24 protein-coding genes and 1 tRNA gene are annotated in these 24339 nt (G+C 65.2%); 16 read left to right on the top strand and 9 right to left on the bottom strand.

What is annotated here, in order from left to right; translation table 11 throughout:
• Positions 1 to 118: 118 nt before the first annotated feature.
• From ACLKOZ_RS16445 to ACLKOZ_RS16420, 6 genes are all read left to right on the top strand, one after another.
• The gene (locus tag ACLKOZ_RS16445; protein WP_436476575.1) at positions 119 to 1501 is read left to right on the top strand and encodes an MFS transporter; all 1383 of its coding nucleotides are present in this window, start codon (positions 119 to 121) and stop codon (positions 1499 to 1501) included.
• Positions 1502 to 1513: 12 nt separating this feature from the next.
• Positions 1514 to 2725, top strand: coding sequence for a D-mannonate dehydratase ManD (gene manD, locus ACLKOZ_RS16440; RefSeq protein ID WP_436476573.1), 1212 nt, complete (start codon positions 1514 to 1516; stop codon positions 2723 to 2725).
• A gap of 44 nt (positions 2726 to 2769) precedes the next feature.
• Positions 2770 to 3708 carry a PfkB family carbohydrate kinase gene (locus tag ACLKOZ_RS16435; protein WP_436476661.1) on the top strand — a complete coding sequence of 313 codons (939 nt, stop codon included), beginning with the start codon at positions 2770 to 2772 and terminating at the stop codon, positions 3706 to 3708.
• Positions 3696 to 5165, top strand: a complete 1470-nt coding sequence (locus tag ACLKOZ_RS16430) for a mannitol dehydrogenase family protein (RefSeq protein ID WP_436476659.1) — start codon at positions 3696 to 3698, stop codon at positions 5163 to 5165. Before ACLKOZ_RS16435 ends, ACLKOZ_RS16430 begins: the two co-directional genes overlap by 13 nt.
• On the top strand, positions 5158 to 5787 hold the full coding sequence (eda, locus tag ACLKOZ_RS16425) for a bifunctional 4-hydroxy-2-oxoglutarate aldolase/2-dehydro-3-deoxy-phosphogluconate aldolase (protein ID WP_436476571.1): 630 nt from the start codon (positions 5158 to 5160) through the stop codon (positions 5785 to 5787). The genes ACLKOZ_RS16430 and eda overlap by 8 nt, the downstream gene beginning before the upstream one ends.
• 168 nt (positions 5788 to 5955) lie before the next feature.
• Complete coding sequence (locus ACLKOZ_RS16420) at positions 5956 to 7509, top strand: DUF222 domain-containing protein (protein WP_436476569.1); 1554 nt, start codon at positions 5956 to 5958, stop codon at positions 7507 to 7509.
• A gap of 20 nt (positions 7510 to 7529) precedes the next feature.
• Here ACLKOZ_RS16420 and ACLKOZ_RS16415 read toward each other — a convergent pair.
• Positions 7530 to 7603: transfer RNA gene (locus ACLKOZ_RS16415), tRNA-Cys, on the bottom strand.
• A 305-nt stretch (positions 7604 to 7908) separates the two neighbouring features.
• Between ACLKOZ_RS16415 and ACLKOZ_RS16410 the strand changes: the two genes are divergently transcribed.
• The 3 genes from ACLKOZ_RS16410 to ACLKOZ_RS16400 all read left to right on the top strand — a co-directional run bounded on the left by ACLKOZ_RS16410 (position 7909) and on the right by ACLKOZ_RS16400 (position 10114).
• Positions 7909 to 8427, top strand: coding sequence for a flavin reductase family protein (locus tag ACLKOZ_RS16410; protein ID WP_436476567.1), 519 nt, complete (start codon positions 7909 to 7911; stop codon positions 8425 to 8427).
• Between the two features lie 343 nt (positions 8428 to 8770).
• Entirely contained in the window at positions 8771 to 9370 is a 600-nt protein-coding gene (locus ACLKOZ_RS16405; RefSeq protein ID WP_436476565.1) for a DUF1992 domain-containing protein, read from the top strand.
• A gap of 132 nt (positions 9371 to 9502) precedes the next feature.
• Positions 9503 to 10114: a PadR family transcriptional regulator gene (locus ACLKOZ_RS16400; RefSeq protein ID WP_436476563.1), complete on the top strand. Its 612-nt coding sequence runs from the start codon at positions 9503 to 9505 to the stop codon at positions 10112 to 10114.
• 52 nt (positions 10115 to 10166) lie between these two features.
• Here the strand turns inward: ACLKOZ_RS16400 and ACLKOZ_RS16395 are convergent, their stop codons facing one another.
• From ACLKOZ_RS16395 to ACLKOZ_RS16380, 4 genes are all read right to left on the bottom strand, one after another.
• Entirely contained in the window at positions 10167 to 10706 is a 540-nt protein-coding gene (locus ACLKOZ_RS16395) for a GNAT family N-acetyltransferase (protein WP_436476561.1), read from the bottom strand.
• Between the two features lie 41 nt (positions 10707 to 10747).
• A complete protein-coding gene (locus ACLKOZ_RS16390; protein ID WP_337348814.1) occupies positions 10748 to 12922 on the bottom strand; it encodes a transglycosylase domain-containing protein in 2175 nt (724 codons plus the stop codon).
• A gap of 129 nt (positions 12923 to 13051) precedes the next feature.
• Positions 13052 to 14371 (bottom strand): ammonium transporter, encoded by a 1320-nt coding sequence (locus tag ACLKOZ_RS16385; RefSeq protein ID WP_436476559.1) that lies wholly within the window; start codon positions 14369 to 14371, stop codon positions 13052 to 13054.
• A 616-nt stretch (positions 14372 to 14987) separates the two neighbouring features.
• On the bottom strand, positions 14988 to 15782 hold the full coding sequence (locus ACLKOZ_RS16380; RefSeq protein ID WP_436476557.1) for a carbon-nitrogen hydrolase family protein: 795 nt from the start codon (positions 15780 to 15782) through the stop codon (positions 14988 to 14990).
• Between the two features lie 31 nt (positions 15783 to 15813).
• On the opposite strand from ACLKOZ_RS16380, the gene ACLKOZ_RS16375 reads away from it, so the two are divergent.
• On the top strand, positions 15814 to 16470 hold the full coding sequence (locus ACLKOZ_RS16375; RefSeq protein WP_376048484.1) for a GntR family transcriptional regulator: 657 nt from the start codon (positions 15814 to 15816) through the stop codon (positions 16468 to 16470).
• Positions 16471 to 16539: 69 nt separating this feature from the next.
• On the opposite strand, the gene ACLKOZ_RS16370 is transcribed toward ACLKOZ_RS16375, so the two are convergent.
• Positions 16540 to 17931 carry an MFS transporter gene (locus ACLKOZ_RS16370; protein ID WP_436476554.1) on the bottom strand — a complete coding sequence of 464 codons (1392 nt, stop codon included), beginning with the start codon at positions 17929 to 17931 and terminating at the stop codon, positions 16540 to 16542.
• Between the two features lie 150 nt (positions 17932 to 18081).
• Between ACLKOZ_RS16370 and ACLKOZ_RS16365 the strand changes: the two genes are divergently transcribed.
• On the top strand, positions 18082 to 18768 hold the full coding sequence (locus ACLKOZ_RS16365; RefSeq protein WP_337348820.1) for a DUF2848 domain-containing protein: 687 nt from the start codon (positions 18082 to 18084) through the stop codon (positions 18766 to 18768).
• A 33-nt stretch (positions 18769 to 18801) separates the two neighbouring features.
• The gene (locus tag ACLKOZ_RS16360; RefSeq protein ID WP_337348821.1) at positions 18802 to 19200 is read left to right on the top strand and encodes a DUF3592 domain-containing protein; all 399 of its coding nucleotides are present in this window, start codon (positions 18802 to 18804) and stop codon (positions 19198 to 19200) included.
• A 19-nt stretch (positions 19201 to 19219) separates the two neighbouring features.
• On the opposite strand, the gene ACLKOZ_RS16355 is transcribed toward ACLKOZ_RS16360, so the two are convergent.
• The 3 genes from ACLKOZ_RS16355 to ACLKOZ_RS16345 all read right to left on the bottom strand — a co-directional run bounded on the left by ACLKOZ_RS16355 (position 19220) and on the right by ACLKOZ_RS16345 (position 20408).
• Positions 19220 to 19558: a DUF202 domain-containing protein gene (locus tag ACLKOZ_RS16355; RefSeq protein WP_337348822.1), complete on the bottom strand. Its 339-nt coding sequence runs from the start codon at positions 19556 to 19558 to the stop codon at positions 19220 to 19222.
• 3 nt (positions 19559 to 19561) lie between these two features.
• Entirely contained in the window at positions 19562 to 19966 is a 405-nt protein-coding gene (locus ACLKOZ_RS16350; protein WP_337348823.1) for a YidH family protein, read from the bottom strand.
• A gap of 82 nt (positions 19967 to 20048) precedes the next feature.
• A complete protein-coding gene (locus tag ACLKOZ_RS16345) occupies positions 20049 to 20408 on the bottom strand; it encodes a YnfA family protein (protein WP_436476552.1) in 360 nt (119 codons plus the stop codon).
• A gap of 54 nt (positions 20409 to 20462) precedes the next feature.
• Between ACLKOZ_RS16345 and ACLKOZ_RS16340 the strand changes: the two genes are divergently transcribed.
• The 4 genes from ACLKOZ_RS16340 to ACLKOZ_RS16325 all read left to right on the top strand — a co-directional run bounded on the left by ACLKOZ_RS16340 (position 20463) and on the right by ACLKOZ_RS16325 (position 24303).
• Positions 20463 to 21497 carry an LLM class flavin-dependent oxidoreductase gene (locus ACLKOZ_RS16340; protein ID WP_436476657.1) on the top strand — a complete coding sequence of 345 codons (1035 nt, stop codon included), beginning with the start codon at positions 20463 to 20465 and terminating at the stop codon, positions 21495 to 21497.
• A 100-nt stretch (positions 21498 to 21597) separates the two neighbouring features.
• Entirely contained in the window at positions 21598 to 21801 is a 204-nt protein-coding gene (locus ACLKOZ_RS16335) for a hypothetical protein (RefSeq protein WP_436476550.1), read from the top strand.
• A gap of 221 nt (positions 21802 to 22022) precedes the next feature.
• Entirely contained in the window at positions 22023 to 23120 is a 1098-nt protein-coding gene (locus tag ACLKOZ_RS16330) for a ferredoxin reductase (RefSeq protein WP_436476548.1), read from the top strand.
• A gap of 13 nt (positions 23121 to 23133) precedes the next feature.
• Positions 23134 to 24303 (top strand): fatty acid desaturase family protein, encoded by a 1170-nt coding sequence (locus tag ACLKOZ_RS16325; protein ID WP_337348827.1) that lies wholly within the window; start codon positions 23134 to 23136, stop codon positions 24301 to 24303.
• The last annotated feature ends 36 nt before the right edge of the window (positions 24304 to 24339 follow it).

Here is a 24339-nt window from a genome sequence, read left to right as displayed (position 1 = left end):
ATGGTAGTGCTTGTATGGTAGTAGTAACGAGGTGCAGCCGCGAGTCAAGAAGAGCGCCGGCTCTCCCTCGTTTTCTCCCCTCCCCTTTCATTCTTCATCGCCTGCAAAGGAGCAACTGATGAGCGCAAGCATCGCGCCGCCGTCATACGATTTGAAGAAGGTCCGCAAGACTGCGGGTGCCTCCTTCATTGGGACTATGGCTGAGTATTATGACTTCTTCATTTACGGGACAGCCTCGGCCCTGGTTTTCAACAAGATCTTCTTCCCGGACATCGATCCGCTGCTGGGCACGCTTGCCGCGTTCTCCACGTACGCCGTGGGATTCTTCGCCCGTCCGCTCGGCGGGATTGTCTGGGGACACATCGGTGACAGGATCGGCCGCAAGAAAGCCCTCGTCTGGACGCTCCTGCTAACGGGGCTCGGGACCTTTGCCATCGGCCTCATGCCGACCTACGAAACCATCGGCCTGTGGGCCGCGGTCATCCTGGTGTTCGTCAGGCTCATCCAAGGATTCGGCGTCGGCGGTGAACAGGGCGGTGCTGTGCTGTTGACGGCGGAGGCAGCTCCGCCCAACAGGCGCGGATTCTTTGCCAGCCTCGTCCAAATGGGCTCGCCGGCTGCCTACCTTGTGCCCTCCGCGCTCTTTGCCTACCTGACCACCGCGCTCTCCGAAGAACAGTTCCTTGCCTGGGGCTGGCGCGTGCCCTTCCTGCTGAGCATCGTGGTCGTCGCCGTCGGGCTCTGGATCCGCCTTCGGATTGACGAATCGGACGTATTCAAGGAAGTGAAGGAGAATGCCAAGGCCCAGCAGGCGCCCGTCAAGGTGGTCTTCCGTGAAAGCCGCCGCGAAGTCTTCCTCGGAATGGGCTCCAAGTTTGTCGAAGCCGCAGTTTTCCCGTTCTACACCGTCTTCCTGGTGGCCTACTCCAAGAACCTTGGAAACGACTCTGCCTTTGTGCTGCAGGCGATCATCATTGCCATCCTTGTCGAGCTGGCCATGATCCCGGTCTGGGGCTGGTTGACGGACAAGATCGGCCGCAAGAAGGTCTTCCTGGGCGCCGCGATCCTCAACCTCGTCCTCATCTGGCCGGCCTTCGCTGCCATCGCCAGCGGCGACACCCTTCCCATCGTTGCCATCCTCGTTGCTGGCCTGGCTCTGGGGCACGCCGGAACGTACGCTCCGCAGGCTTCCTTCTACCCCGAGCTCTTCCCGGTCCGTGGCCGTTACACCGGTGTCTCGATCGTCTGGCAGTTCGGCGCCATGATCGCCAGCGGTCCGTTCACGGTGGTTGCGACCGCGTTGCTCGTCGCAGCAGGTGGATCAATTACGGGAGTCGCAATCTACGTCTCAGCCCTGATCCTCATCAGCATTGTTTGCCTCGCCCTCCTGCCGGAAACGGCGCCGGGACAGCGCGGCGGTAAGGAATACGCCGAATGGCACACCCATGAGAGCGTTTCCACCGGTGCCAGCGCAGACCCCAGCCACACTTCGCGGAAGTAAGAAGGACCCACAGTGAAGATCACCGACGCACGGGTGGTGGTTTCGTCGCCCGGACGGAATTACGTCACGCTCGTTATTGAAACCGAGGACGGCATCACCGGCATCGGCGACGCCACACTCAACGGCCGCGAGCTGGCCGTGGCGTCATACCTGTCCGAGCACCTCTGCCCGCTGCTGATCGGCCGCGACGCGCGCCGGATCGAGGACGCCTGGCAGTACTTCTACAAGGGCGCCTACTGGCGCCGCGGACCGGTGACCATGACAGCGATCGCGGCCATCGACGTCGCACTTTGGGACATCAAGGGCAAGGCCGCCGGCATGCCGGTGTACGAGCTCCTCGGCGGGGCCGCCCGCGAGGGCGTGATGGTCTACGGCCATGCAAGCGGGTCCACGCTGGCGGACCTCAGTGCCGACTTCCAGCACCACCTGGACCTTGGCTACAAGGCCATTCGCGCCCAGGCGGCTGTCCCGGGCCTGGAAAAGACCTACGGAATCGCACCGGTGGACGGGAAGATGTACGAGCCCGCCAGCGGCAACGTCCCTCAGGAGGACACCTGGGAGACTTCGGCGTACCTGGACTTTGCGCCGAAGATGATGGCCCATGTCCGCGAAGAGTTCGGCTATGGGGTGCACGTCCTCCACGACGTGCACCACCGCCTTTCGCCGATCGAGGCGGGCCGGTTGGGCGCTTCGCTGGAGCAGTACCGGCCGTTCTGGATCGAGGATCCGACGCCGGCTGAGGATCAGTCGGCGTTCCGCCTGATCCGCCAGCACACCACCACCCCCATCGCCGTGGGCGAGGTGTTCAACTCGATTTGGGACTGCCAGCAGTTGATCACCGAGCGGCTCATCGATTACATCCGCACCTCCGTTTCGCATTCGGGCGGCATCACGCACCTGCGCCGGATTTTCTCCCTGGCGGACCTGTACGGAGTGCGTTCCGGGTCGCACGGCGCGGGCGATCTCTCGCCGGCCTCGTTCGCGGCAGCCCTGCACGTGGACATGAGCATCCCCAACTTCGGCATCCAGGAATATATGGGCCACCGGGAGCCGGCGAACGAGGTTTTTACCGCGTCTTACAGCTTTAACGACGGGTACATGCACCCCGGTGACGCCCCCGGCATCGGCGTAGAGTTCAACGAGGAAGCCGCCGCCCGCTTCCCGTTCGACCCGAAATACCTGCCCATTAACCGGCGGCTCGACGGATCGGTGCATGACTGGTGAGCAACACGGACCACAAACCTTCCGCCCCGTTCGACGTTGTGGTGATGGGCGAGATCCTCGTTGAAGTTGCCACGGACGTGGCCTTCGCCCATGGCGTGCCGGCCCAGCTCGGCATTTCCGGCGACGCCCTCAACGTGGCGGCGGCCGCGGCTGCCGCCGGCGCCCGCGTTGGCCTGCTGTCCGTGCTGACCGACGACGACCTCGGCAAGGCGATCGCCGCCCGAATCGTTGAACTCGGCGTTTCCCCCGATCTGTTGGCGTTCCGGACCGGACAGCAGGGCGTTTACCTGGTGCACTGCGACCCCGACGGGCAGCGCGAGTTCTCCTACGCCCGCAGCGGCAGCGTTGGATCCAGCCTTGGCCCCGACGACGTCGACCCGGCAGTGTTCTCGGCGGCCGGTGCCGTGGTGGCCGGCGGCATCGCGTGCGCCATCTCGGAGTCGTCCCGCGCCGCAGTCATGAAGGCAGCCGCGCTGGCTAAACGCTTTGTGTTCGATCCCAACTTCCGCCCCCGGCTCACGTCCGTAGAGGATGCGACGGCGGCACTGCTGCAGCTCGCGCCGCGCACCTTCCTGGCCACACCGTCGTTTCCCGGCGAAACCTCCGCACTCCTGGGCTGCGGCACGGCGGCGGAGGCTGCGGCCAAGTTGCGCAGCCTCGGCGCCGTGAACGTTGCGGTGACGTGCGGAGCAGACGGGATCCAGCTGGAAGGCAAAGGCCAGGACAGCACCTGGATTAAATCCATCCCGGCACCCGCGGTTGTGGACCAAACCGGGGCAGGCGACGCGTTCGTCGGCACCCTGACGGCCCGGATGGTCCTGGGTGACACCCTCCCCGTGGCTGCCCGCTATGGCGCCGCGGCGGCGTCGCTGGTCGTCGGCGGTAAGGGCGGCACCGGCTTCATCCCCACGCTGGAGCAGACCCGAGCCCATGCGGGTGCCTCCGGACTTTCCCCCGAAGGAGTGCAGCCATCGCACGCCTAAGCGCAGCATCTCTCGCGGCGAACGGCAAACACCGCCCCCTGCTGGCCCCCGGAACGCTACGTCCCGGCATCGTCCATCTTGGCCTGGGCGCCTTCGTCCGCGCCCACACGGCGGTGTTCACCGAAAACGCCATGCTCGCCACAGGTTCCCAGGACTGGGGCATTGTGGGGGTTACCCAGCGTTCGGACACGGTCGCACGCCAGCTGACGCCGCAGGATGGACTGTTCACCGTAACGGAACGGGGCAGCGGAGCCGCGCCGCTTCGGGTGGTCTCCAGCGTTGTGGAAGCCATCTCCGGCAGGGACCACCCGGAAAGCGTCGTGAACCGGATCGCCGCCGCCACCACTCAGGTGGTGACGCTAACGGTCACTGAGAAGGGCTACCGGATTGATCCGCACACAGGATCCCTCAACATCGGCGATCCGCAGGTGCAGGCCGACCTCGCCGGCCACCCGCCGCAGACCGCCATTGGACAGATCACCCGGGGAATCCAGCAACGTGCCCGTACTGGCGCTGGACCGCTTACCGTTGTTTCGTGCGACAACCTGCCGGGCAACGGGGAGCTGACCGGAACCCTGGTCCGCGCGTTCGCCACCGCCCTCCCTTCCGCCGAGTCCGGGCAGCTCTTGGCCTGGCTGGATGCAAACGTGACGTTCCCGTCCACCATGGTTGACCGTATGGTGCCAGCCACTACCGACGGCGACCTTGCCGCCGTCGAACATGAACTGGGACTGCGCGATGATGCCGCCGTGGTGGCGGAACCGTTTATGCAGTGGGTCATCGAGGACAACTTCGCCGCGGACCGCCCAGCCTGGGAGGAAGCCGGCGCGCTGTTCAGCACCGACGTCGCCGCATGGGAGGCGGCCAAGCTCCGCCTGCTTAACGCCAGCCATTCGATGCTCGCTTACCTTGGCCTGGCCACGGGCAAGGAGACCATCAGCGACGCCGTGGGGGAGGACGCCTTCCGCACGGCTTGCAGCCTCATGCTGGCCCACGATGCCCTCCCCACCATTAGCCTGCCCGCTGGCTTGGACGGTGCATCGTACTGCGCCCAGATCCTGGAGCGTTTCGCCAACCCCGCCCTGGGACACACCACGGCCAAAGTGGGCAGCGACGGATCGCAGAAGGTCGGGCTGCGCCTGCTGACCACCATCCGCGCAAACCTCGACGCCGGACGCGAACCAAAGTGGGCCGCGCTCGCCGTGGCCGCATGGATGCACCACGTAGCCACCACACCCGCGGCCGGACTGAACGATCCGCTGGCCGCCGAACTCCAGTCCGTCCTTCCGGCGGAGCGTACTGCCGCCACCGTCGTCCCGGCGATGCTCGGCGTGCGGAGCATTTTCGACGCCGGACTCGCGGCCAGCACCACCTTCGCGGGGCTGCTCATGCACTGGTACCGCACCATCGAAACCGACGGGCTGGACGGCCTGAGAAAAGAGATCACCCATGGCTGACGCAACCAGCGTGCTGCACGTTTCACCGGTCATCCCCGTCGTCACCATCGAGGACCCGCAGCATGCCGTCCCAGTGGCCAGGGCACTGGCCGACGGCGGCGTGCGGATTATCGAGCTGACGCTGCGCACGGACAGCGCCCTCGAATCGCTGAAGCTCATTGCCAACGAAGTGCCGGACATCCTTGTGGGCGCCGGCACCATCCTCACGCCCGGCCAGGCCGACGCCGCCGCGTCCGCAGGTGCCCAGTTCCTGGTGAGCCCCGGAATGACACCGTCCCTGCTGGACCACATGCTGCAAGTTGGCATCCCCGTGCTTCCAGGGGTGGCCACCGTCGGCGAAGTGATGGCGGTCCTGGAGCGGGGCCTGACGGCCATGAAGTTCTTCCCGGCCGGCCCGGCTGGCGGACCAGACTATCTCTCGGCCATCGGAGCGCCCATCCCGCAGGTGCAGTTTTGCCCGACGGGCGGGGTGACCCTTGACTCCGCGCCGGGCTACCTGTCGCTGGCGAATGTCACCTGTGTGGGTGGCAGTTGGCTTACTCCCCGCGCAGCCGTTGAAGCCGAGGACTGGCAGCGGATTACCCGCCTGGCCCAGGGGACAGCCTCGCTCCGCCAGCACTGAGGAGCCGGAATTCCGGCCCTGTGAAGGGGGCGGGGCATCTGGTCTTCGGCTGACCCGGTTCTCTGGCCCGGCCGGAAACATTCCCGAGGTTCGGGTAGCGGGTCGGGGTTATCCACATAGGCGATGTGCTGGGCTGTTTTTGTTGGCGGGTCGCTGGATGATGGGGGTATGGGGATCCCGGGTGTTGACGAGGCGGTTGAGGCTTTCGAGGCTGCTGCGGCGGAGTTTGCTGCCTTTGTGCGCCGGGGGCTGGATGGCCAGGGTTCCGGGACGGGTTCCGGGGGTGGTGATCCTTTGCGGGGGCAGGCCGATGCGTGCTTGGACGGGCTGGGCGGTTCGGTCCGGGTGGACGCGATGGTGGCGGCGTTCAGGGTGCGCCTGGCCGCCGCGTATGCGGGGAAGGCTGCGGCCCTGGACGGCCCGGTCAGGACCCCTGGGGAACACACGGCCCAGGAGATGGGTGTGGTGTCCGAGGTCGCGTGTGCGCTGACGGTGAGTGAGCGCTCGGCTTCGGCGCTGTTGGCGCAGGCGCATGAGCTGACCACTGCCTTGCCGCTGACGCTGGCTGCGCTGCAGTCCGGGGATCTGTCGTGGCAGCACGCGCGGGTCATGGTCGATGAAACGACCGGCCTGGATGCGGCCGGTGCGGCGGCGTTGGAGGCCCGTTTCCTGGGCCCGGACGTTCCGGACCGGGCCCGGGAGTGCCCGGTCGGGGAGCTGGTCCCGTCCCGGTTCCGGGCAAAGGCCCGGACGTGGCGCGAACGGCACCATCCGGTGAGTATTGAAAAGCGCCATGCCAGGAGTGTGTTGGACCGTCGGTTGGAGTACGTCCCGGACCGGGACGGCATGGCCTGGCTTTCGGCTTACCTGCCCGCGGACCGGGCGGCCGGGATCTGGAACGGCATCACCGCCACCGCCCGGGCACTCCAGGGCCCGGCCGAGACCCGCACCATGACCCAGCTCCGCGCCGACATCGCAGCCAAACTGCTCCTCAGCTCGGGCACCGCAGACGATACGTCAGTCGATGTATCAACGGCTGACGGCGTCTCCGCTGAAGAGTCGCCGGGCAACGACTTGATGGCGGGGCGGGTGCCGTCGCCGGCGGCGCAGGTCCTGGTGACCGTGCCGGTGTTCGCGCTGATGGGCCTCACCGACGAACCAGCCACCCTCGACGGGTACGGGCCGATCCCGGCGTCGATGGCCCGGAGCCTGGTCGCGGACGGCGCCGGCTCGTTCCACCGCGTGTTGACCGACCCCCGGAACGGGGCGCCGCTGGAGATCGGCCGCCAAAGCTACCGGGTTCCTGCCGCGATGCGCCAATGGCTGAGAATGCGGGACGGCAAATGTCCGTTCCCCGGCTGCAACAACCACTCCCTGGACAACGAAGCAGACCACCTCCTGGCCTGGGCCGACGGCGGCACCACCGGCATCAGCAACCTCGGACAGCCCTGCCCCAAACACCACCGGCTAAAACACACCACCGCCTGGACACCCACCGCAGCCAGCATCGACAAACCACCCGGCTGGACCTCACCCACCGGCCGCCACTACCAAAGCGAACACCAAGACTGGGAACCACCCCACTGGCCACCCCACATCATGGACGAACTGGCGCGCCACGAACCAGATCCGTCACCAGTTGACGGCAGGCTGCCCGGCGATGCTCTCCCTGATGACGCGCTGCGTCTGGGACCCTTTGCTGGACTACCCGCAGCCACCTGAGATCCCCGCGGCTTGCGGAGTGGACGTGATGGCGGGATTCGAACCCGCGTTAGCGGTTTTGCAGACCGCTCCCTAGCCTCTCGGGCACATCACGTAGCAGTAGCTTAAGTACCTGCCGTGGCATTGTCCCGCTCTGTTAACCAATCCTGCGGACCGTTGCGGTGCACGACGTTCCGCGACGTCGGATGAACTGGTCACCGCTCTCTCGGACGCGCTCAGGCCGCGAGTCCAAAACGGGGCCAAACGTGCTGGTCAGAGCCAGTAATACAGGCTCCTGCGTTACCCCATACTTCGGGCTGTGAAGCCAGGTTTCTCTGCGCGTCGGTGCGTTTCACCTGTGGTTGAAAGGGCTTTGGACGGGTGGTTGGTTTGAATTATCGGCCTTGAAAGGAAAAGAACATGACGGAACATTTTGATCTCACCCCCCAGCGCCTGCGTCACGTCCTGGGCCACTTCGCCTCCGGTTTGACGGTGATCACCGCGGCCACGGATAACGGCCCGGTCGGCTTCACTTGCCAGTCCTTCTCTTCCCTCTCGCTGGATCCGGCCCTGATCACATTCAGCCCTGCCCGCAGCTCCAGCACCTGGCCGCAACTCCGGAAAGCCGGACGGTTCACGGTGAACATCCTGCCCGCCGGGCACCAGCACCTCGCCGCGCAGTTTGCCCGCTCCGGAACCGACAAGTTTGCCGGCGTCGACTACACCGCCTCGCCGCTGGGCAGTCCGGTGCTGGATCAGGCCCTCGCATGGGTGGATTGCGAACTGCATGATGAATACGACGGCGGTGACCACACCATCGTGGTGGGCGCGGTGCGAGCACTAGGTGCCAGGGATGGCGCAGAGCCGCTGCTCTTCTTCAAAGGCGGCTACTTCGAGGGCGTGCTGTCCCGGGCCAAGTTGCTGGAGAGCGCTGCATGACGCCAATCAAGTCAGACACCCGTCGGCTGGGCCACGGGCCCCGAACGCGGACGGCCTGCGCCGGGCAGGGCCTGGACCCACAGCACGACGCCGCTCGGGACGGCGGCGGGCTCCCATTTGCGTCGAATGGTTCCGGGTGGAGTCACGCGGCAGGCAGGGAAACCCAACTGAAGGGTCTTCCACTACGCGCTGATCGAGACGGAGCATAACGCGGAACACTTCCCCAAGTGCATCACCGCTGATGGCGGCACACAGCACCCGTGCTCCGGACCCGTTGAAACCGGATGCGGACACTTGAATACTGGAAGTCAGGAGCGGCGCAGTTCAGGGGCGGTGACGGGACATGGGTGAAGCTGACAACGCTTTCAGGCGGCGGCTGGAACGCGGTGCGGAGCTGCGTTCCTACCGGGGCGCGGGCATTAGCGCCGAGGAAGAGGCACAACTGGAGGCCGCTGAGGAAAACGAGCGGCAAAAACGACGCAAGGTAGACGACGCCAAACGGGTGGAGTACCTCATCCGCGACGCCATGGCCCAAGGCAAGTTCGACAACCTCAAGTACTCGGGCAAGCCGATTCCCGGCCTGGGCGAGGCCTACGATCCAGACTGGTGGGTCAAGGGCCTGATCCAGCGCGAGAACATCAGTGGCCTGGGGCCCAAGGCCATCCTGCTGCGCACCGAGGACGCCGAACTGGATGCCCGCCTGGACACCCAGTTCATCGAAAAGCAGGTCCGGGACATCCTGAAGGACTTCAACTCTCGTGTCATCGACGCCCGGCGGCAGCTGCAGGGCGGCCCGCCCGTCGTCACCAAGACCCGGGACATCGACGTCGAAGTGGCGCGCTGGCACCAGCGCCGCACCGCCCGCGCGAAGGACGCCAGCCCTGAGCCGCAGCCGGAAGCGAAGCGCACGTGGTGGCAGCGGCTGTGGAACGGCACCGGTTAGCGGGATAACGACGGCGGCACCTTGCCGCCGTCGTCGGCTATTGCCAAGCGATACTCAGCGATATATCGTTAAGTATCGCTCACCGGTGTGGTGGGCGACTGGAAACTCCACAACCGGAAGGACAATGCCGCTATGAAAGGCATGTACGAAGACAACAAATATGAAGACAATGAGCCGCGCCGCGGACGCTTCGGACGCGGGCACGGGCGCCGCGGACCGCATGGCCACGGCGGCGGTGGCTTCGGGCCGCGCGGTTTCGGGCCCCGAGGTTTCGGCCCGGGCTTTGGGCCGGGGTTCGGACCGGGCGGTCCCAGGCGGGCCAACAGGGGTGATGTCAGATCAGCCATCCTGTCCCTCCTGGCGGAGGCGCCGTCGAACGGGTACGGGCTGATCAAGACGATCGCCGAAAAGACCTCCGGCGCGTGGCGCCCCAGCCCGGGCTCGGTCTATCCCACCCTTCAGCAGTTGGTTGACGAGGAACTCATCAGCCCTGTTGGCGAAGGCCGGCGTACCGAATTCGCGCTTACCGACGCAGGCAGGGAGTATGTGGCGGAGAACAGTGAGGAACTGGACAACGCCTGGAACGCCGCCGGAGACGCCACCGGACCCGCTTTTCACGAGAGCATCGGAAAACTCATGGGGGTCATCCACCAGTTCCGCGGCGCCACCGAGGAGCAACGCACTGCCGCCATCGAAAAACTCGATGAAACCCGGCGGGCGCTTTACCTCATCCTCGCTGACTGAAGCATCTCCTGAAACACCCGACAGTATCTGTTGAAATACACGACGACGGCGGCTACGGCTGCGGGGCAGTCGCCTCGAAAAGCTCGCAGAGCGAGTTGTAGTACCGGGGGGTCCGCCCCAGATGCCGCATACCGATCCTGATGCAGACTTTCTGGGAGGCAGCATTGGCCGGCGCCGTCACCGCCACCACCCGCCTGAGTCCGCTGGCAAAGGCGAAGTTCAGGGCAGCGGCCGCTGCCTCGGTCGCGAAACCGTGGCCCCAATGGTCGGGATGGAAGTGCCAGCCGATTTCCGTATCGCCGGACGGCTGCAGCGGCAGGGAGGGCCCGGACGCGGGAATGGATTTCAGGAGCAGGTTTCCCACCAGTTGGCCGGACCCCTTGAGCTGCACAACCCAGACCGCGTGCACAGGGTTGTCCATTTGCCGCCAGTCCCGGATCCGCACCTCCGCCTCGGCCCGCCCGGTCATCACGCGGGGAGGATTGCCGATGAACCGCTGCACTTCCCAGCGGGAGTACAGGTCGAAGGCGAAGTCAGCGTCCTCCGGCTCCCACGGTCGCAAGATCAGCCGGTTGGTCTCAAGGGTTGGCATCGGATCATTTTCGCACCCTTACCCGCGGTCAGGCCGGACTCCTAGGGTTTTGCTGAGGGAGCGGGTGAAGGGGACGACATCGAAGCAGGCGGCGGCGGGAACGGATTCGCAGGGTAGAGCTTCACCACTTGCAGCATGTAGTTGACCCACTGCGGGCCGGCGATCATGTAGCCGTCCAAGCGGGGGTAGAACACGCCGTTGATGGTGACGTTCTGGCCGGGCCGCTTCTGGCCCTCCAAAGCATCACCGAAGAAGGACGCGGTGGCCAGGCCTGACGTGTAGCCAACAATCCAGGTGGCGCCGTTGTTGTTCGAGGTTCCGGTCTTTGCCGCGGTGGGCACCACAGTGTGGATCTTGGGATTGATCCACACGCCGGAGCCCACTTTCAGGACGTCCTGGAGAACTGCGTTGACACCACGTGCCACTTCGGGTTTGACCGCGTTGCGGCATTCGCTGGCCTGGGCGGGAAGCTTGCCGCCGTTCACGTCCGTCACGTCCACCACTGCGATGGGGACGCAGTAACGGCCGTCATTGGCGAAGGTCGCAAAGGCATTCGCCAGGTGGAGCGGGGCCACGCCAATGGCGCCGAGCAGGTTGCCCAGCTGGTGCATGTTGATCTGCGCGCCGTCCAGGCCGCTGTGCAGCCCCACAGCGTCCACCATTTTCTGGATGCCGCAGAAATCAAGCTGGGCAGCGGAGGCGAACGTGGCGGTGTTGATGGAGTTGTAGAGGCCGTAGTTAACTGGCATGCGGCGGTAGTAGCCCTCGTCCGCGTTCTGCAGGTCGTCGGCGGCGCCCAGCTCGGGATTGTTCTGGGCCGTGCTGTACGCGCCCAGGACCCTGCCGCAGCTGGACCGCCAGGGGAATCCCAACGGATATACCCGCCGGGAAGCGTCCACTTCGGCCGTCATGGACTTGCCTTCATTGAGCCACTCAGCGAAGGTGAACGGTTTCATGGTGGATCCCGGTTGGAATCCGCCGGCACCATTGAGGTCATTGCCCTGCGGATCGCGGGCGTCCACGTTGAAATTCAGCTGCGTGTCGAATTTCCCTTCCTCCGGCAGGAACACAGTGTTCTGGGCCATCGCGAGGATGTTGCCGGTACCAGGCTGGATCGTCACCAGCGCCGCCCCCCACCTGTCGGGATTTGCACCCGCCGTGCTGTCCACCTGTGCCTGCGCCGCAGCCTGCAACCTTGGATCCAGCGTGGTCTTGATGGTCAGGCCGCCCCGGTAGAGCCTCCGTTCGCGTTCTATCAGGCTTGCCCCGTACGCCGGGTTGTTGAGGATGAGGTGGGAAATGTAGTCGCAGAAGTACGGCGCCATCGTGGCGTTGGCGCAGCCCTGCCTGCCGGGGTTCAGCTTCAGCTCGATGGGCGTTGCAACAGCCGCGTCATGCTCGGCCTGGGTGATTTTTTCCGTGGCAAGCATCTCGGAAAGCACCTGGTTGCGCCGGACGATCGATTTGTCCGGATTGACCGCGGGGTTATAGAAGCTAGGGCTGTTCACCAGTCCGGCCAGGAGCGCGGCCTGCGGCAGTGTGAGGTCCTTCGCCGAGGTACTGAAGAAGTACTGCGAAGCGGCCTCGATGCCGTATGCATCCCGGTTGAAGAACACGATGTTGAGGTAGCCCTCGAGGATCTGCTCCTTGCTGAACTTCTTCTCCAACGCGACGGCAAGCTTCATCTCCCGGAGCTTGTCAGCCATGCTTTTTTGGCCGCTGAGGATTACCTCGTCCGTCTTGTCCTGGGAGAGGTAGGCCTCGTTGATCACATTAGTGACGTACTGCTGGGTGATAGTGGACGCACCCTGCCTGCCGCCACTGGTCATGTTGGAGATCGCAGCGCGCAGGATCCCTTGGGGGTCGATTCCGGCGTGCTCGTAGTAGCGGCTGTCCTCGATGGCTACGACGGCGTCACGGATGTAGGGCGACATCTGGTCCAGCGGGACTTTGATCCGGTTCTCGGCATAGAACGTTGCAATGAGCTGGCCATCGGAGGCCAGGACCTTGGTGGATTGCGACGGCGGCGCGACCACAAGTTCCTCAGGCAGGCGGTCGAAGAAACTGATGGAACTGCTGACCCCGAAGCCTGCGGCTGCCACCGCCGGAACCACCAGGCTCGCAACAAGAACGCCGCATAATGCGCTCGCGGTGAAGAACCCGATGACCCTTCCGAGGGTCGCGACCAGACCGTGTCCGCGTTTCTTCTTCGCCATTTTTTCAGCTCTCAGGCTAGCGACGTGACATCAGCATACGCCGCCCGTCTTCGCATCCTCCAGAGCCGTTATCACATAGAAACCGATCCTTTTCGGCGCAACAAAGGCGCAACAGAATGGGTCGCAGTGTCAGGCGAAGCTGTCTTCCTTGGCGCGCTGGGAGGCGGACTCCCGGGCTGCCGGTTGCGCGGCAGCGAGGTGGCCGGACGGGTTGAAACGGCTGCCCAGTTCCCCAAAGGAGTAGGCGCTCTCGGCGTGCTCGGCGAGGTCCACGCCCACGGTCTCGGCCTCGTGGCTGACCCGGAAGCCGATGGTCTTGTTGATCGCGCGCCCAATCACCAGCGTCATGCCGCCGGAGAGGACCAGGGTGACCACCACTGCGGCGGTCTGGGCGATCAGCTGCTGCACGCCTCCGCCGTACAACAGTCCACCACCCACGCCGTCCACGGGAAGGGCGATGAATCCCAGGGCCAACGTCCCGATAAGGCCCGCGCCGAGGTGGACACCCACAACGTCGAGGGAATCGTCCAGGCCGAAGCGGTACTTCAGGTCCACAAACCAGCAGCAGGCTGCGCCGGCCACCAGGCCCAGGCCGATGGCGGCCACCGGGCTGATGTTGGCACAGGACGGGGTGATTGCCACCAGGCCTGCCACCACGCCGGAGGCAGCGCCGAGGGACGTCGGGTGGCCGTGCCGTACCTTTTCGACGACCAGCCAGCTGAGCATGGCTGCGGCGGGGGTGACCAGGGTGTTGACCCAGATGAGGCCGGCCTGTTCCGCCGTCGTCGCCGCGCCGCCGTTGAAGCCGAACCAACCGAACCACAGGATGGCGGCACCAAGCATGATGAAGGGGACGTTGTGCGGGCGGTGGTTGGGATCCTTGGCGAAGCCGTGCCGCTGGCCCACGATCAGGGCAAGGACCAGGGCAGCAGTGCCGGAGCTGATTTCTACTACTGCGCCGCCGGCGAAGTCGATGACTTGGCCGAAGATCGACGTCAGGGCGCCGCCGGCACTGAGGAGTCCGCCGCCCCAGATCATGTAGGCGAGCGGGCAGTAGACGAGCGTGATCCACACCGGAACGAAGACTGCCCAGGCGCTGAACCGGGCACGGTCCGCGATGGCGCCGCTGATCAGGGCCACGGTGATGATGGCAAAAGTGGCGCTGTAGCCTGCCTTGATGAGGTCGGGGGAGCCCATGAGGTTCTGCAGGCCGAAGTTGGCAAAGGGGTTGCCGAAGAGGCCCAGGATGCCTTCGCCAGTGGTCATCGAGTAGCCCCAGAGCACCCAGACCACACCGACGATTCCTGCAGAGATGAAGCTCATCAGGATCATGTTGAGGGCCGCCTTGGCGCGGGTCATGCCCCCATAGAAGAGGCCTAGCCCGGGGGTCATGAACAGTACCATTGCCGCTGAAATCATCAGCCAGACGTGTTGCGCAGTGATTTCCATCTGCGGGTCCCTTCCCGTTGAGCCTGCAATACGGGACTCTCCAGTTCGGCCCTCGCATTCCCCCTGGCCAATATTTGCCGCCGTGTGTTTCCGTTTCTGCTTCGCTAAGTTGCAGGAAGGTTACGCAAACCTCGCCTACGTGAAGATCGCATGACCGTTATGTTTCCGAAATGTTAACGGGGCTGTTGAGCTGTGCGGAGAACCCCGGATCAGCACGCTGGATGCCAACAGCGGCGCGAAACTGTGTCCGCGGAGGGTGAGAATCCGCCGTCGGACGTTAAAGGCCAGAAGGTTTCGTGAAAATGAACGGCAGCTCACCGGGCGCGCGGTGGGATTCACGTACGGTGAGGGGATGCCTCCGTCAATCCAGGGATTTACCGTTAGCGCCGGGCAGGGGGGAGTGGGAAAGCGTGGCTGTGCCCACCCTGGTGGCCTACGGGGAGGCCGGCATGTTTGACGAAGCGGACAAGGCCGGGTTTGTCCGGCGAGGCAGGGAATGCGACGCGGGTTGACCTCCCCGGGGCCTCCCATGACGCCCACCTGGATTGTTTCGGGCCGTGGATGGCCGCACTCAGGGGATTTGTGCTTCCGTGAACGCGGCCATCTCCCGCACGGCCTAGAAGGCCCGGGCGTTCTCCAGGACGGGCAATTTGCCGCGGACCTCGGCAACGACGGACGGGTCAATGTCGACGACGGCGAGTTCCGGTTCGCCGCCAAGCGCCACCAGGGCTGAACCCAAGGGAGAGATGACGGCACTGTGCCCGATGCCCGTGGGTGTATTGCCGGCGGTGGTGATGCCGACGCTGGCCGGATCACCCTGGCCGCAGGCCACCACGAACGTGGTGCTGTCCAGGGCCCGGGCCCGGACCAGAAGGTCCCACTGCTCCGCCTTGCCCTCGCCGGCGCCCCACGAGGCGCAGACGATGTTGACCTGGGCACCTGCCTTGGCGTTGGCGGTGAACAGGGCAGGAAAGCGGACGTCGTAGCAGGTGGCGAGGCCGAAGGTGGTGCCGTTCACCTCGAAGGTCACGGGACCGGTTCCGGCGTCCACGGTGTCTGACTCGGCGAAACCGAATGCGTCAAAGAGGTGGATCTTGTCGTAGGAGGTTTCCACATGAGGTCCAGTAACCAGCAGGGTGTTGCGGACGCGCCCGTCCCGCCCTGGAGTGAACATGCCCGCCACTACCGTGATGTCCAACTCCTTGGCGAGGCTGCGCACACTGCCGGCCCAGGCGCCGTCGACCGTTTCAGCGATATCCGTCAGCCGGTGGCCGAAGGCGCGCATGGCGGCTTCCGGGAACACCACGAGTTCCGCCCCGGCAGCTTTTGCGCGGGTGGCGTATTCTCGGATCAGTTCCAGGTTGGCGGCCAGATCGGCTCCGGTGATGATTTGGGCCACTGCTAAACGCATGAATTACTCCATTCTGTTGTATACATAATGTATGCGAAAAATGTCGGGAACGGCGGCGTCCGGCCGGGAAAAAGCGTACGCGTACCTCCGCGAAAACATCCTGACCGATCCGGACATGCAGGGCCGGTTCCTGAACGAACAGGAGCTTGCTGCCGAAATTGGCGTTTCGCGGACCCCTGTGCGTGAGGCCCTCCTGCTGCTCGTCTCCGACGGCCTGGTGGAACTGATCCCGCAGCGCGGCGCCTACGTTCCGCCGGTGACCGGCCGTGAGATGTCCGAACTCATGGAGCTGCGGGGTGTCCTGGAAAGCCATTCCGCCCGGCTGGTGATCGAACAGGGCGTGGTGCCCGCCCGGACCATGCAGGACACCCTCGACCAGCAGGCAGCCCTTCCTGATGAACTGAATCCTGAGGCTGCGCGCGAGTTCATCCGGCTGGACACCCTCTTCCACCAGCAGTTGATCGACGCCGCCGGCAACGAACTGATCTCCCGCACTTACAGCAAGCTGCATGTCCGCCAGATCCTGGTGGGCGTGTCCGCGCTGTTCCGCACCGGTGGCCGCCGGGAGCAGGTATGCGCCGAACACCAGGACATCCTCGATGCCCTGGTGTCCGGCGATTCCGCGAAGGCCCAGCAGGCCATTGACCATCATCTGGCTGTCACGCGGGACATCCTGCTCCGCAACTGAAGGAGTTCTTGTCCACGTGACTTCCAAGGCGCGTTTTGGGCGACTTCCCTGGACAAGAACTCCGGGCTTTCACTTGGTTTCGCGGATTCCGGACGGCTGCGGTGCGGCCCCGGTGCCTTCCAGCAGGAGCCGGTAGTCCTCGTCCTCCACGGTGTTCGAATCCCGGCCCAGGGCCAGTCCCACCAAGGTGACGGCACCTGCAACGGCAACGTAGATCGCCACGGGAATCCAGGTGCCGAACTGGGACAGCAGCACCGTGAACATCAGCGGTGCAATGGCGCCGCCGATCACGCCGGCAAAGGTGTAGGCCAGTGAGCTGCCGGTGGAGCGGAGCCGCGGCGAGAACTGCTCCACGATGAACGCGGCCTGCGGCCCGTACATAAAGGAGTGCGCCACAAGCCCCAGCACGATGCCAATGATCAGCATCGGCTCGTTGTCGCCGCCGAGGATCCCGAAGAAGACGAACGTCCACAGGGCGCCCAGGACCGCGGCGGTGCCGTAGACCACACGGCGGTTGAAGCGGTCGGACACGGCGCCGGCCAGGGGGATCATGAACAGCTGGAACGCCGAACCGATCAGGACTGCGGTGAGCACCTGGTTGCGCTCGTAGCCGAGGGTCTGGATGCCGTATGTCAGTGTGAATACCGTGAAGAGCGCATAAAGGACGTCGGGGCCGACGCGGCACAGGATGGCGGCGATCAGCGGGCGGAGCTCTTTGCTGAAGACTTCGCGGACCGGGGCGTTGGGCTGTTCGCCGTGCGCCTCGATGGCCTTGAAGATCGGAGTGTCCTCCAGCTTGAGCCGGATCCAGAGGCCGAATCCCACCAGTACGGCGGAGACGAGGAACGCGATCCGCCAGCCGAAGCTGAGGAACTGCTCCTCGGTCAGGGCCAGGGTCAGGATCGCCAGGGCGCCGTTGGCCAGCAGGTTGCCGGCCGGCGGGCCGACCTGCGCGGCCGAGGCCCAGAAGCCACGGCGGTGCGGGTCCCCGTATTCGCTGGAGAGCAGTACTGCGCCGCCCCATTCGCCGCCCACGCCTACGCCCTGGGCGAACCGCAGCAGCACCAGGATGATGGGCGCCGTGATGCCGATGCTGCCGTATCCGGGCAGGACGCCGATGAGGACGGTGGCCACACCGATGATCATCAGCGTGGTCACGAGGACCTTTTTGCGGCCGATCCGGTCGCCGAGCCGGCCGAAGATGATGCCGCCCACAGGGCGGGAAACGTAGCCCACCGCATAGGTGGAGAACGCGAGGATAGTGCCCGTCAGCGGATCCGAGGACGGGAAGAAAACGATGGGGAATACGACGGCGGCCGCGGCGGAGTAGACGGCGAAGTCGTACCACTCGAGTGCGGTGCCGGTGAGGCTGGCGGCGAAGGCCTTGTACAGGCCCTTGGGATGAATCGGCTTGTCCTGGCGCGGCGCTGCGCCGGAAACCGGAACTGGGACTCTAGCCATGGTGTTTGTCCTCCACGAGTAATTTCAGGGTGACGCCTGTCACGCTGGCGTTAAATGTATACATTACGCATACTGGATGTACATAGGCGACTGTTTCCGGTTTCCGGTTTGTAAATTTTCCCCGCAGCACACGCAAAGGATGGATCCACCATGACGGTTCTCAGCTTCGAACTTCCCGACGGCAGCACGCGGGATGTACAGGTCAATCACCTCCTCAACGCAGGCTACGCAGGGCGCGAGCAGGAAGAAGTGCAGGCCCATATTGCCGAACTGGCAGAACTTGGCGTGCCGGGACCTGCAACAACTCCGGCCCTCTACCCAGTGTCCCCCTACCTGGCCCAGCAGGTCACGGAAGTCCGGGTCCAGCATGCCCGAACGTCAGGGGAAGCCGAATGGGCGCTGGTCATCACCGACGACGGCGTGCTGCTGACGGTTGCCTGCGACCACACCGACCGCGAACTCGAGGTCCACGGCGTTGCCTGGAGCAAGAACGCCAGCCCGGATGTCCTGGGCCGTAAGGCATGGCGCCTGGAGGAAGTGCGCGGCCACCTGGACCAGATCACGCTGAAGGGCTGGGTGGGGGAGGGCGACACCCCGGACACCCTGATACAGGACAGTTCCCTGGGAGCCCTGCTGACCCCTGATTACTGGCTGGAAGTGCTCGCCGAACGCGGCCTGAACGAACCGGGAACGGTACTCATTTCGGGCACGGTCGCCATGACCAGCGGGGTGAACCAATTCGCCCGCAGCTGGAGGGTGGAAATGACGGACCCAGTCACAGGATCCACCGTGGACGCCCAGTACGTGGTGGAGCAGATGGCCGAACCAATCGGCTGATTCCGTTAACCCGTTCCCTGTAGCATCTTGACTATGCCAACTGCGCTCGAAATGGCAGGTCCCATCCTGGAAATGCTGACCTGGTTATGCCTGCCTGCCGGGCTGATGCTGCTGGTCTATGCCGGGTTCCTGCGGCGATTCGTGAACCCGTGGGTGGTCGCCGAGGGCGTGGTCTATTCAGATGCGAGCGGGACGGGCTTTCGGTGGTTTGACCACAAGTACCGGATCCATCATGCGCCCATGTCCCCGCACGACATCAAGGACATGGCAGTGGGCGACACCCTTCCCATCTACTACCACCCCAAACGTCCCACCCAGTGGCAGACCGCCGCACCGGAAGCGGCCGGGAAGACTGCCGTAGTGGTGGGGCGGATCCTTACCGGTGTCGGCACAGTGGCGTTTTTGGCGGGGTTCATCCTCCCCATGTTCTGATCCGGCGCCGGGGGGCGGACTAGGTGACAAGTACCACCAGGATGCCCAGGCCGCCCAGCGCAACTGCGGAGGCCGCGGTCCACAGCACAGCGGATGTGTCGGCGTCGACGGTTTCCTGCCTAATCCCGCGCGTGCTGGTGCGGTAGCGGCGGCGCTGCGTGAAGTAGATGGCACCGGCAGCGCCGGCCGAGACAGCAAAAAGCAGCAGGATGGGGAGCCCGTGGTGCGGGAGCCAGCGCAGGAAAATAGCGCTCACAGTCACCAGCGCCATCATGGTCCGGCCCCACGCCAGCGTGGTCCGCTCAGGCTGGAGGCCCGGATCATCATGTCCGGGCGGTGCCGCCCTGGTGCGGGCCACGGGTCAGCGCCAGAGGATAAAGATGAGGACGACGGCGGCGGCCAGCGCCCCAGCGCCGGCCAGCAGCGGCACGATGAGCGGCAGCGGGAGCGGGGTCTTGTTGCGCATGCTCCGTTCTACCCTGATCCAGCGCACCGCGGCACCGGCGCTCAGCAGCATGCCGAGAAGGAGCAGCAGGATTGCAAGGCCCTTGCGGACCGGTTCGAGGAACAGGTCCGAGGTGAAGGCCTCGATGGCGATTCCCCCGGCCAGGAGCGCCAGGGAGGTCCTGATCCAGGCCAGGAACGTGCGCTCGTTGGCCAGCGTGAAGCGGGGATCCGGCTCCGTGCCGCCTGGCAGCAGCCGTTCGGCGATTTTCCCCCGCTGCGGAGGCGCGGGATCGCCGGGCGGTGGCTGTTTGGTGGACACGGGGACAGTTTAGCCTTTGGCCGGGGCTGATCCGCCCGATCCGGCCGCCTGGGGCATGTCCGTCACCTGAGGCCAGGGGTGCTCAGCCCGCGTTCCTCGGGGCAAACATGATCACTGCCACGCCGAGCAGGCAGATGACGGAGCCGGCAATGTCCCAGCGGTCAGGCCGGAAACCGTCAAAGATCATTCCCCAGGCAAGGGAGCCAGCTACAAAGACACCGCCGTAAGCGGCAAGGATGCGGCCGAAATGGGCATCGGGCTGCAGCGTGGCCACAAAACCGTAAAGGCCCAGGGCAATGACGCCCGCCCCGGCCCACCACCAGTCCTTGCCCTCCCGGACGGATTGCCACACCAGCCACGCGCCGCCGATCTCAGCGGCCGCCGCCAGGGCGAACAGCACTACTGTCTTCGCAATCGAGGCGGTTTCAGCTGGAACATTCACAGCCCCATCATGCCAGCCGGGAATGCGGGCGCGTGCCGGGTGGTTGCCCCCTACATGCAGCGCATCGGATTCCTCTCCTTCGGCCATTGGGGCCCCGGCCAGGGCTCCCGCACCAGGAGCGCAGGGGATGCCCTGCTCCAGGGCATCGAGCTGGCTGTAGCTGCGGAGGAACTCGGAATCGACGGCGCCTTCTTCCGGGTACACCACTTCGCGCGTCAACAGGCGTCCCCCTTCCCGCTCCTGGCGGCCATCGCGGCCCGGACCAGTCGGCTAGAGCTGGGCACCGGCGTGATCGACATGCGCTACGAGAACCCGCTCTACATGGCCGAGGAAGCCGCCGCGACGGACCTGATCAGCGGCGGCCGGCTGCAGCTGGGCATCAGCCGCGGTTCACCCGAGCCGGCCCGCAACGGGGCCGCAGCGTTCGGTCACGTCCCGGAACCAGGGGAAACGGACGCGGACATGGCCCGCCGCCACACTGAGCTCTTTCGCCAGGCCATCAGCGGCGCCGGGGTGGCGGAGGCGGACCCACGCTACGCCGGCGGAACGCGGGGACTGTTGCCCGTCCAACCACAATCGCCCGGCCTTGCCGAACGCATCTGGTGGGGAGCCGGTAGCCGGAAGACGGCGGTCTGGGCCGCAGGATTGGGGATGAACCTGATGAGCTCCACTTTGCTGACCGAAGACACCGGCGTCCCCTTCGACCAGCTGCAGGCGGAGCAGATCCAGCTCTTCCGCGACGCCTGGGCTGCCGCCGGGCACAGCCATCAGCCGCGGGTGTCGGTCAGCCGCAGTATCCTGCCGATCGTGGATGAAGAGGACAACAGGTACTTTGCGGGCAGCGCCCTTCGCGACAGCAGGGACCAAGTAGGTGTCATCGACGGCCTGACAGCAAGGTTTGGGAAGACCTACGCCGGTGCCCCTGATCTGCTTGCCGAACAGTTGGCCGCCGACGCCGCTGTCCAGGCCGCAGATACGCTTCTGGTGACGGTTCCCAACCAGCTCGGCGTCGACTTCAACGCCAAGATGCTGGGCAACATCGCCCGTCATATTGCCCCCGCGATCGGATGGAGCCCTGCCCGTTCCTGATCCGGCGCAGATTCGGCTGTGTGATCTGACCGGGAGGGAATATCCTGAGAGTGTGCGGGCCACTGCAGCCCGGACATCCTGACAGCCCAGAGAGGCTCCCATGTCTGACAAACTCCACCTGTCGCCGGAAGACGACTTCCCCGAAGATCTCTCGGTTGTGCCGGACCAGGACCTGCAGGTCCTGGACAGCCAGGTCCAGCGCCAGCTGGACTACGAGTACGTGGTCGAGGGTGAGCCCAACCCGGAGACCGAATTCAGGCACTTCGACCTCGATGAGGAATTTCAGGAACGCGACGACCGCTGACACAGCAGTCCCTCTCCGTCGACCCCGGACCCTGGCGCGGCAGCCCTATTGGCTAATAATCAGTAACCTTACTAAAATCCCCATGGAACCATCCAACGACAGCAGCCGTTATTCTTGTAGCGGCTTGGGGGCTTAGCGTCCATCATCAGAAGCGTGACTGCGGGAAACGGTCATGTGACGGGAGAGAGAAAAATGGCTCGCGCCGCTTTAGGCTTGATCGCATGATCCGGCTACGTCAACTGGCCCAGGCGGCCTCTGTTTTGACCACGCCCTTGGCGCCCGAAGATATTCTGGCGCTGTTCAACCCTGTCTTCTCCGCGAGGCAGCTCCGCGGTGTGGTTACACGCGTGGTGCAGGAGACGGCCCAGTCGGCAACGATCTTCTTTCGGCCCGGCCGCGGCTGGCATTCACACCTGGCAGGCCAGTGGGCCCGCATCGGTGTTGAGCTAGATGGTGTGCGCCACTGGCGCTCCTACTCCCTCAGTGCACCCGCGGGCAAGGACCCTGCCATCACGGTCACCGACGTCGGAGCTGTTTCCGGGACACTGGTACGCACCACCCGGCCCGGCGACGTCCTGTTCCTGGCCCCGCCGCAGGGCGACTTCGTCCTGCCGGAGCACCCGCGCCCGCTGCTGATGGTCACCGCCGGGAGCGGCATCACCCCGGTGATGTCCATGATCCGTACGCTGGTGCCGCGTCGCCGGGATGCCGACGTCGTACTCATCCACTCGGCCCGCACCCCCTCGGACAGCCTCTTCCGCGAGGAACTCGACGAGCTGGCAGACCAGTTCCCCAACTTCCGGCTGGCGCACTGGTTCACCGGCCAGCAGGGCCGCTTGGACTTCACCGCCACCGCCGAGCTGGACGACCTCTGCCCGGACTGGAAGGAACGCGCGGCCTACGCCTGCGGTCCGGACAGCTTCCTGGACGATGCCGAGGCGCTCTGGAAGCAGGCTGCACTCACCGCCGGGGCCCCGGGCACCGCCGTCGCCATTGCCGGCGATCCCGGCAACCTCATGATTGAACGGTTCAACACCACCTTCGCCGGCGGTCTGGGACACGACGGCGGCCTGGTCACCTTTGAAGCGTCGGACCGGGAAGTGGACGCCGACGGCGACACCCCCCTGCTCGATGTGGGCGAGGACGCCGGGGTGCTGATGCCCAGCGGCTGCCGCATGGGTATCTGCCACAGCTGCCTGACCCCGCTCCTTGCCGGTCAGGTCCGCGACCTCCGCACGAACGAAGTCCATGGTGAACCCGGCCAACTGATCCAAACGTGTGTCTCGGCAGCCGCCGGACCCGTCAACCTCGAACTCTGAGGAGCAATACCGCATGTCAGTAGTTTCAGAAACCAAAACCGCCCCCACTGGAGCGGCAAAGACGCGCCCCGGCGCGCTGGCGGAATCCGGCAGCCCGTTGGTCCGTCCGCCCGCCGCAGCCCACCTTTCCGACGAACAGGTGGCCGAGCTGGGCCGTGAACTCGATGCGATCCGCGACGAGATACTGGCCAAGCGCGGCGCGTCGGACGCCGCCTATATCCGGCGCATGATCAAGATCCAGCGCGGGCTGGAGATCTCGGGCCGCGCGGCACTGCTGGTCAGCAAGAATAAGGCGGCCTGGGTTACGGGCACTACGCTCCTGAGCCTCGCCAAGATCCTGGAAAACATGGAACTGGGCCACAACATCCTGCACGGCCAGTGGGACTGGATGCGGGACCCGGACATCCACTCCACCACCTGGGAATGGGACTTCGTCACGCCCTCACGTTCCTGGCAGCACACCCACAACGACCTGCACCACCGCTGGACCAACGTGGTGGGCAAGGACAACGACGTCGGGTACAACCTCCTGCGCATGGACGAGAACCAGCCGTGGAAGCCCATCAACCTGGCCAACCCGCTGTTCAATGCCATCCTGGCGCCCATTTTCGAGTGGGGCATTGCCATCTATGACCTCGAGCTGACCGAGTACAAGGAAGGCAAGAAGTCCAAGGAGGCGTTGAACAAGGACCTCAAGGCCCTGGGCCGCAAGGTCATCACCCAGTTCACCAAGGACTATGCTGCTACCCCCGCCGTCGCCATGCTCACCGGCTCCGGCAAGCAAGCCCTCTACGGCACCCTGGCCGCCAACGCTGTACGCAACGTCTGGGCGCACGCTGTCATCTTCTGCGGTCACTTCCCCGAGGGCACCGACACCTTCACCGAGGAAATGGTGGAAGGCGAAACCCGCGGCGACTGGTACGTCCGCCAGATGATCGGCTCCGCCAACATCTCCGGTTCAAAGTTCATGCACCTCATGACCGGCAACCTGTCGCACCAGATCGAGCATCACCTCTTCCCGGACCTGCCGTCGAACCGGTACGCCGAGGTTGCTCCGCGGGTCCGCGAGATCTGCCAGCGCTACGGCCTGAAGTACACCACGGGGCCGCTGCTGAAGCAGGTGGGGTCGTCCTGGGCCAAGGTCTTCAAGCTGGCCCTGCCGGGCAAGGCTGCCAGGGCCTGACCAAGCGGTATCCGTACAGCACAGCGGAGGGGCCAG

The sequence above is a fragment of the Arthrobacter sp. R4 genome (assembly GCF_051365025.1).
GTDB lineage: Bacteria > Actinomycetota > Actinomycetes > Actinomycetales > Micrococcaceae > Arthrobacter.
The sequence above is the reverse complement of the archived record's forward strand: the minus strand, read 5'-3'. Positions and strand labels throughout refer to the sequence as shown.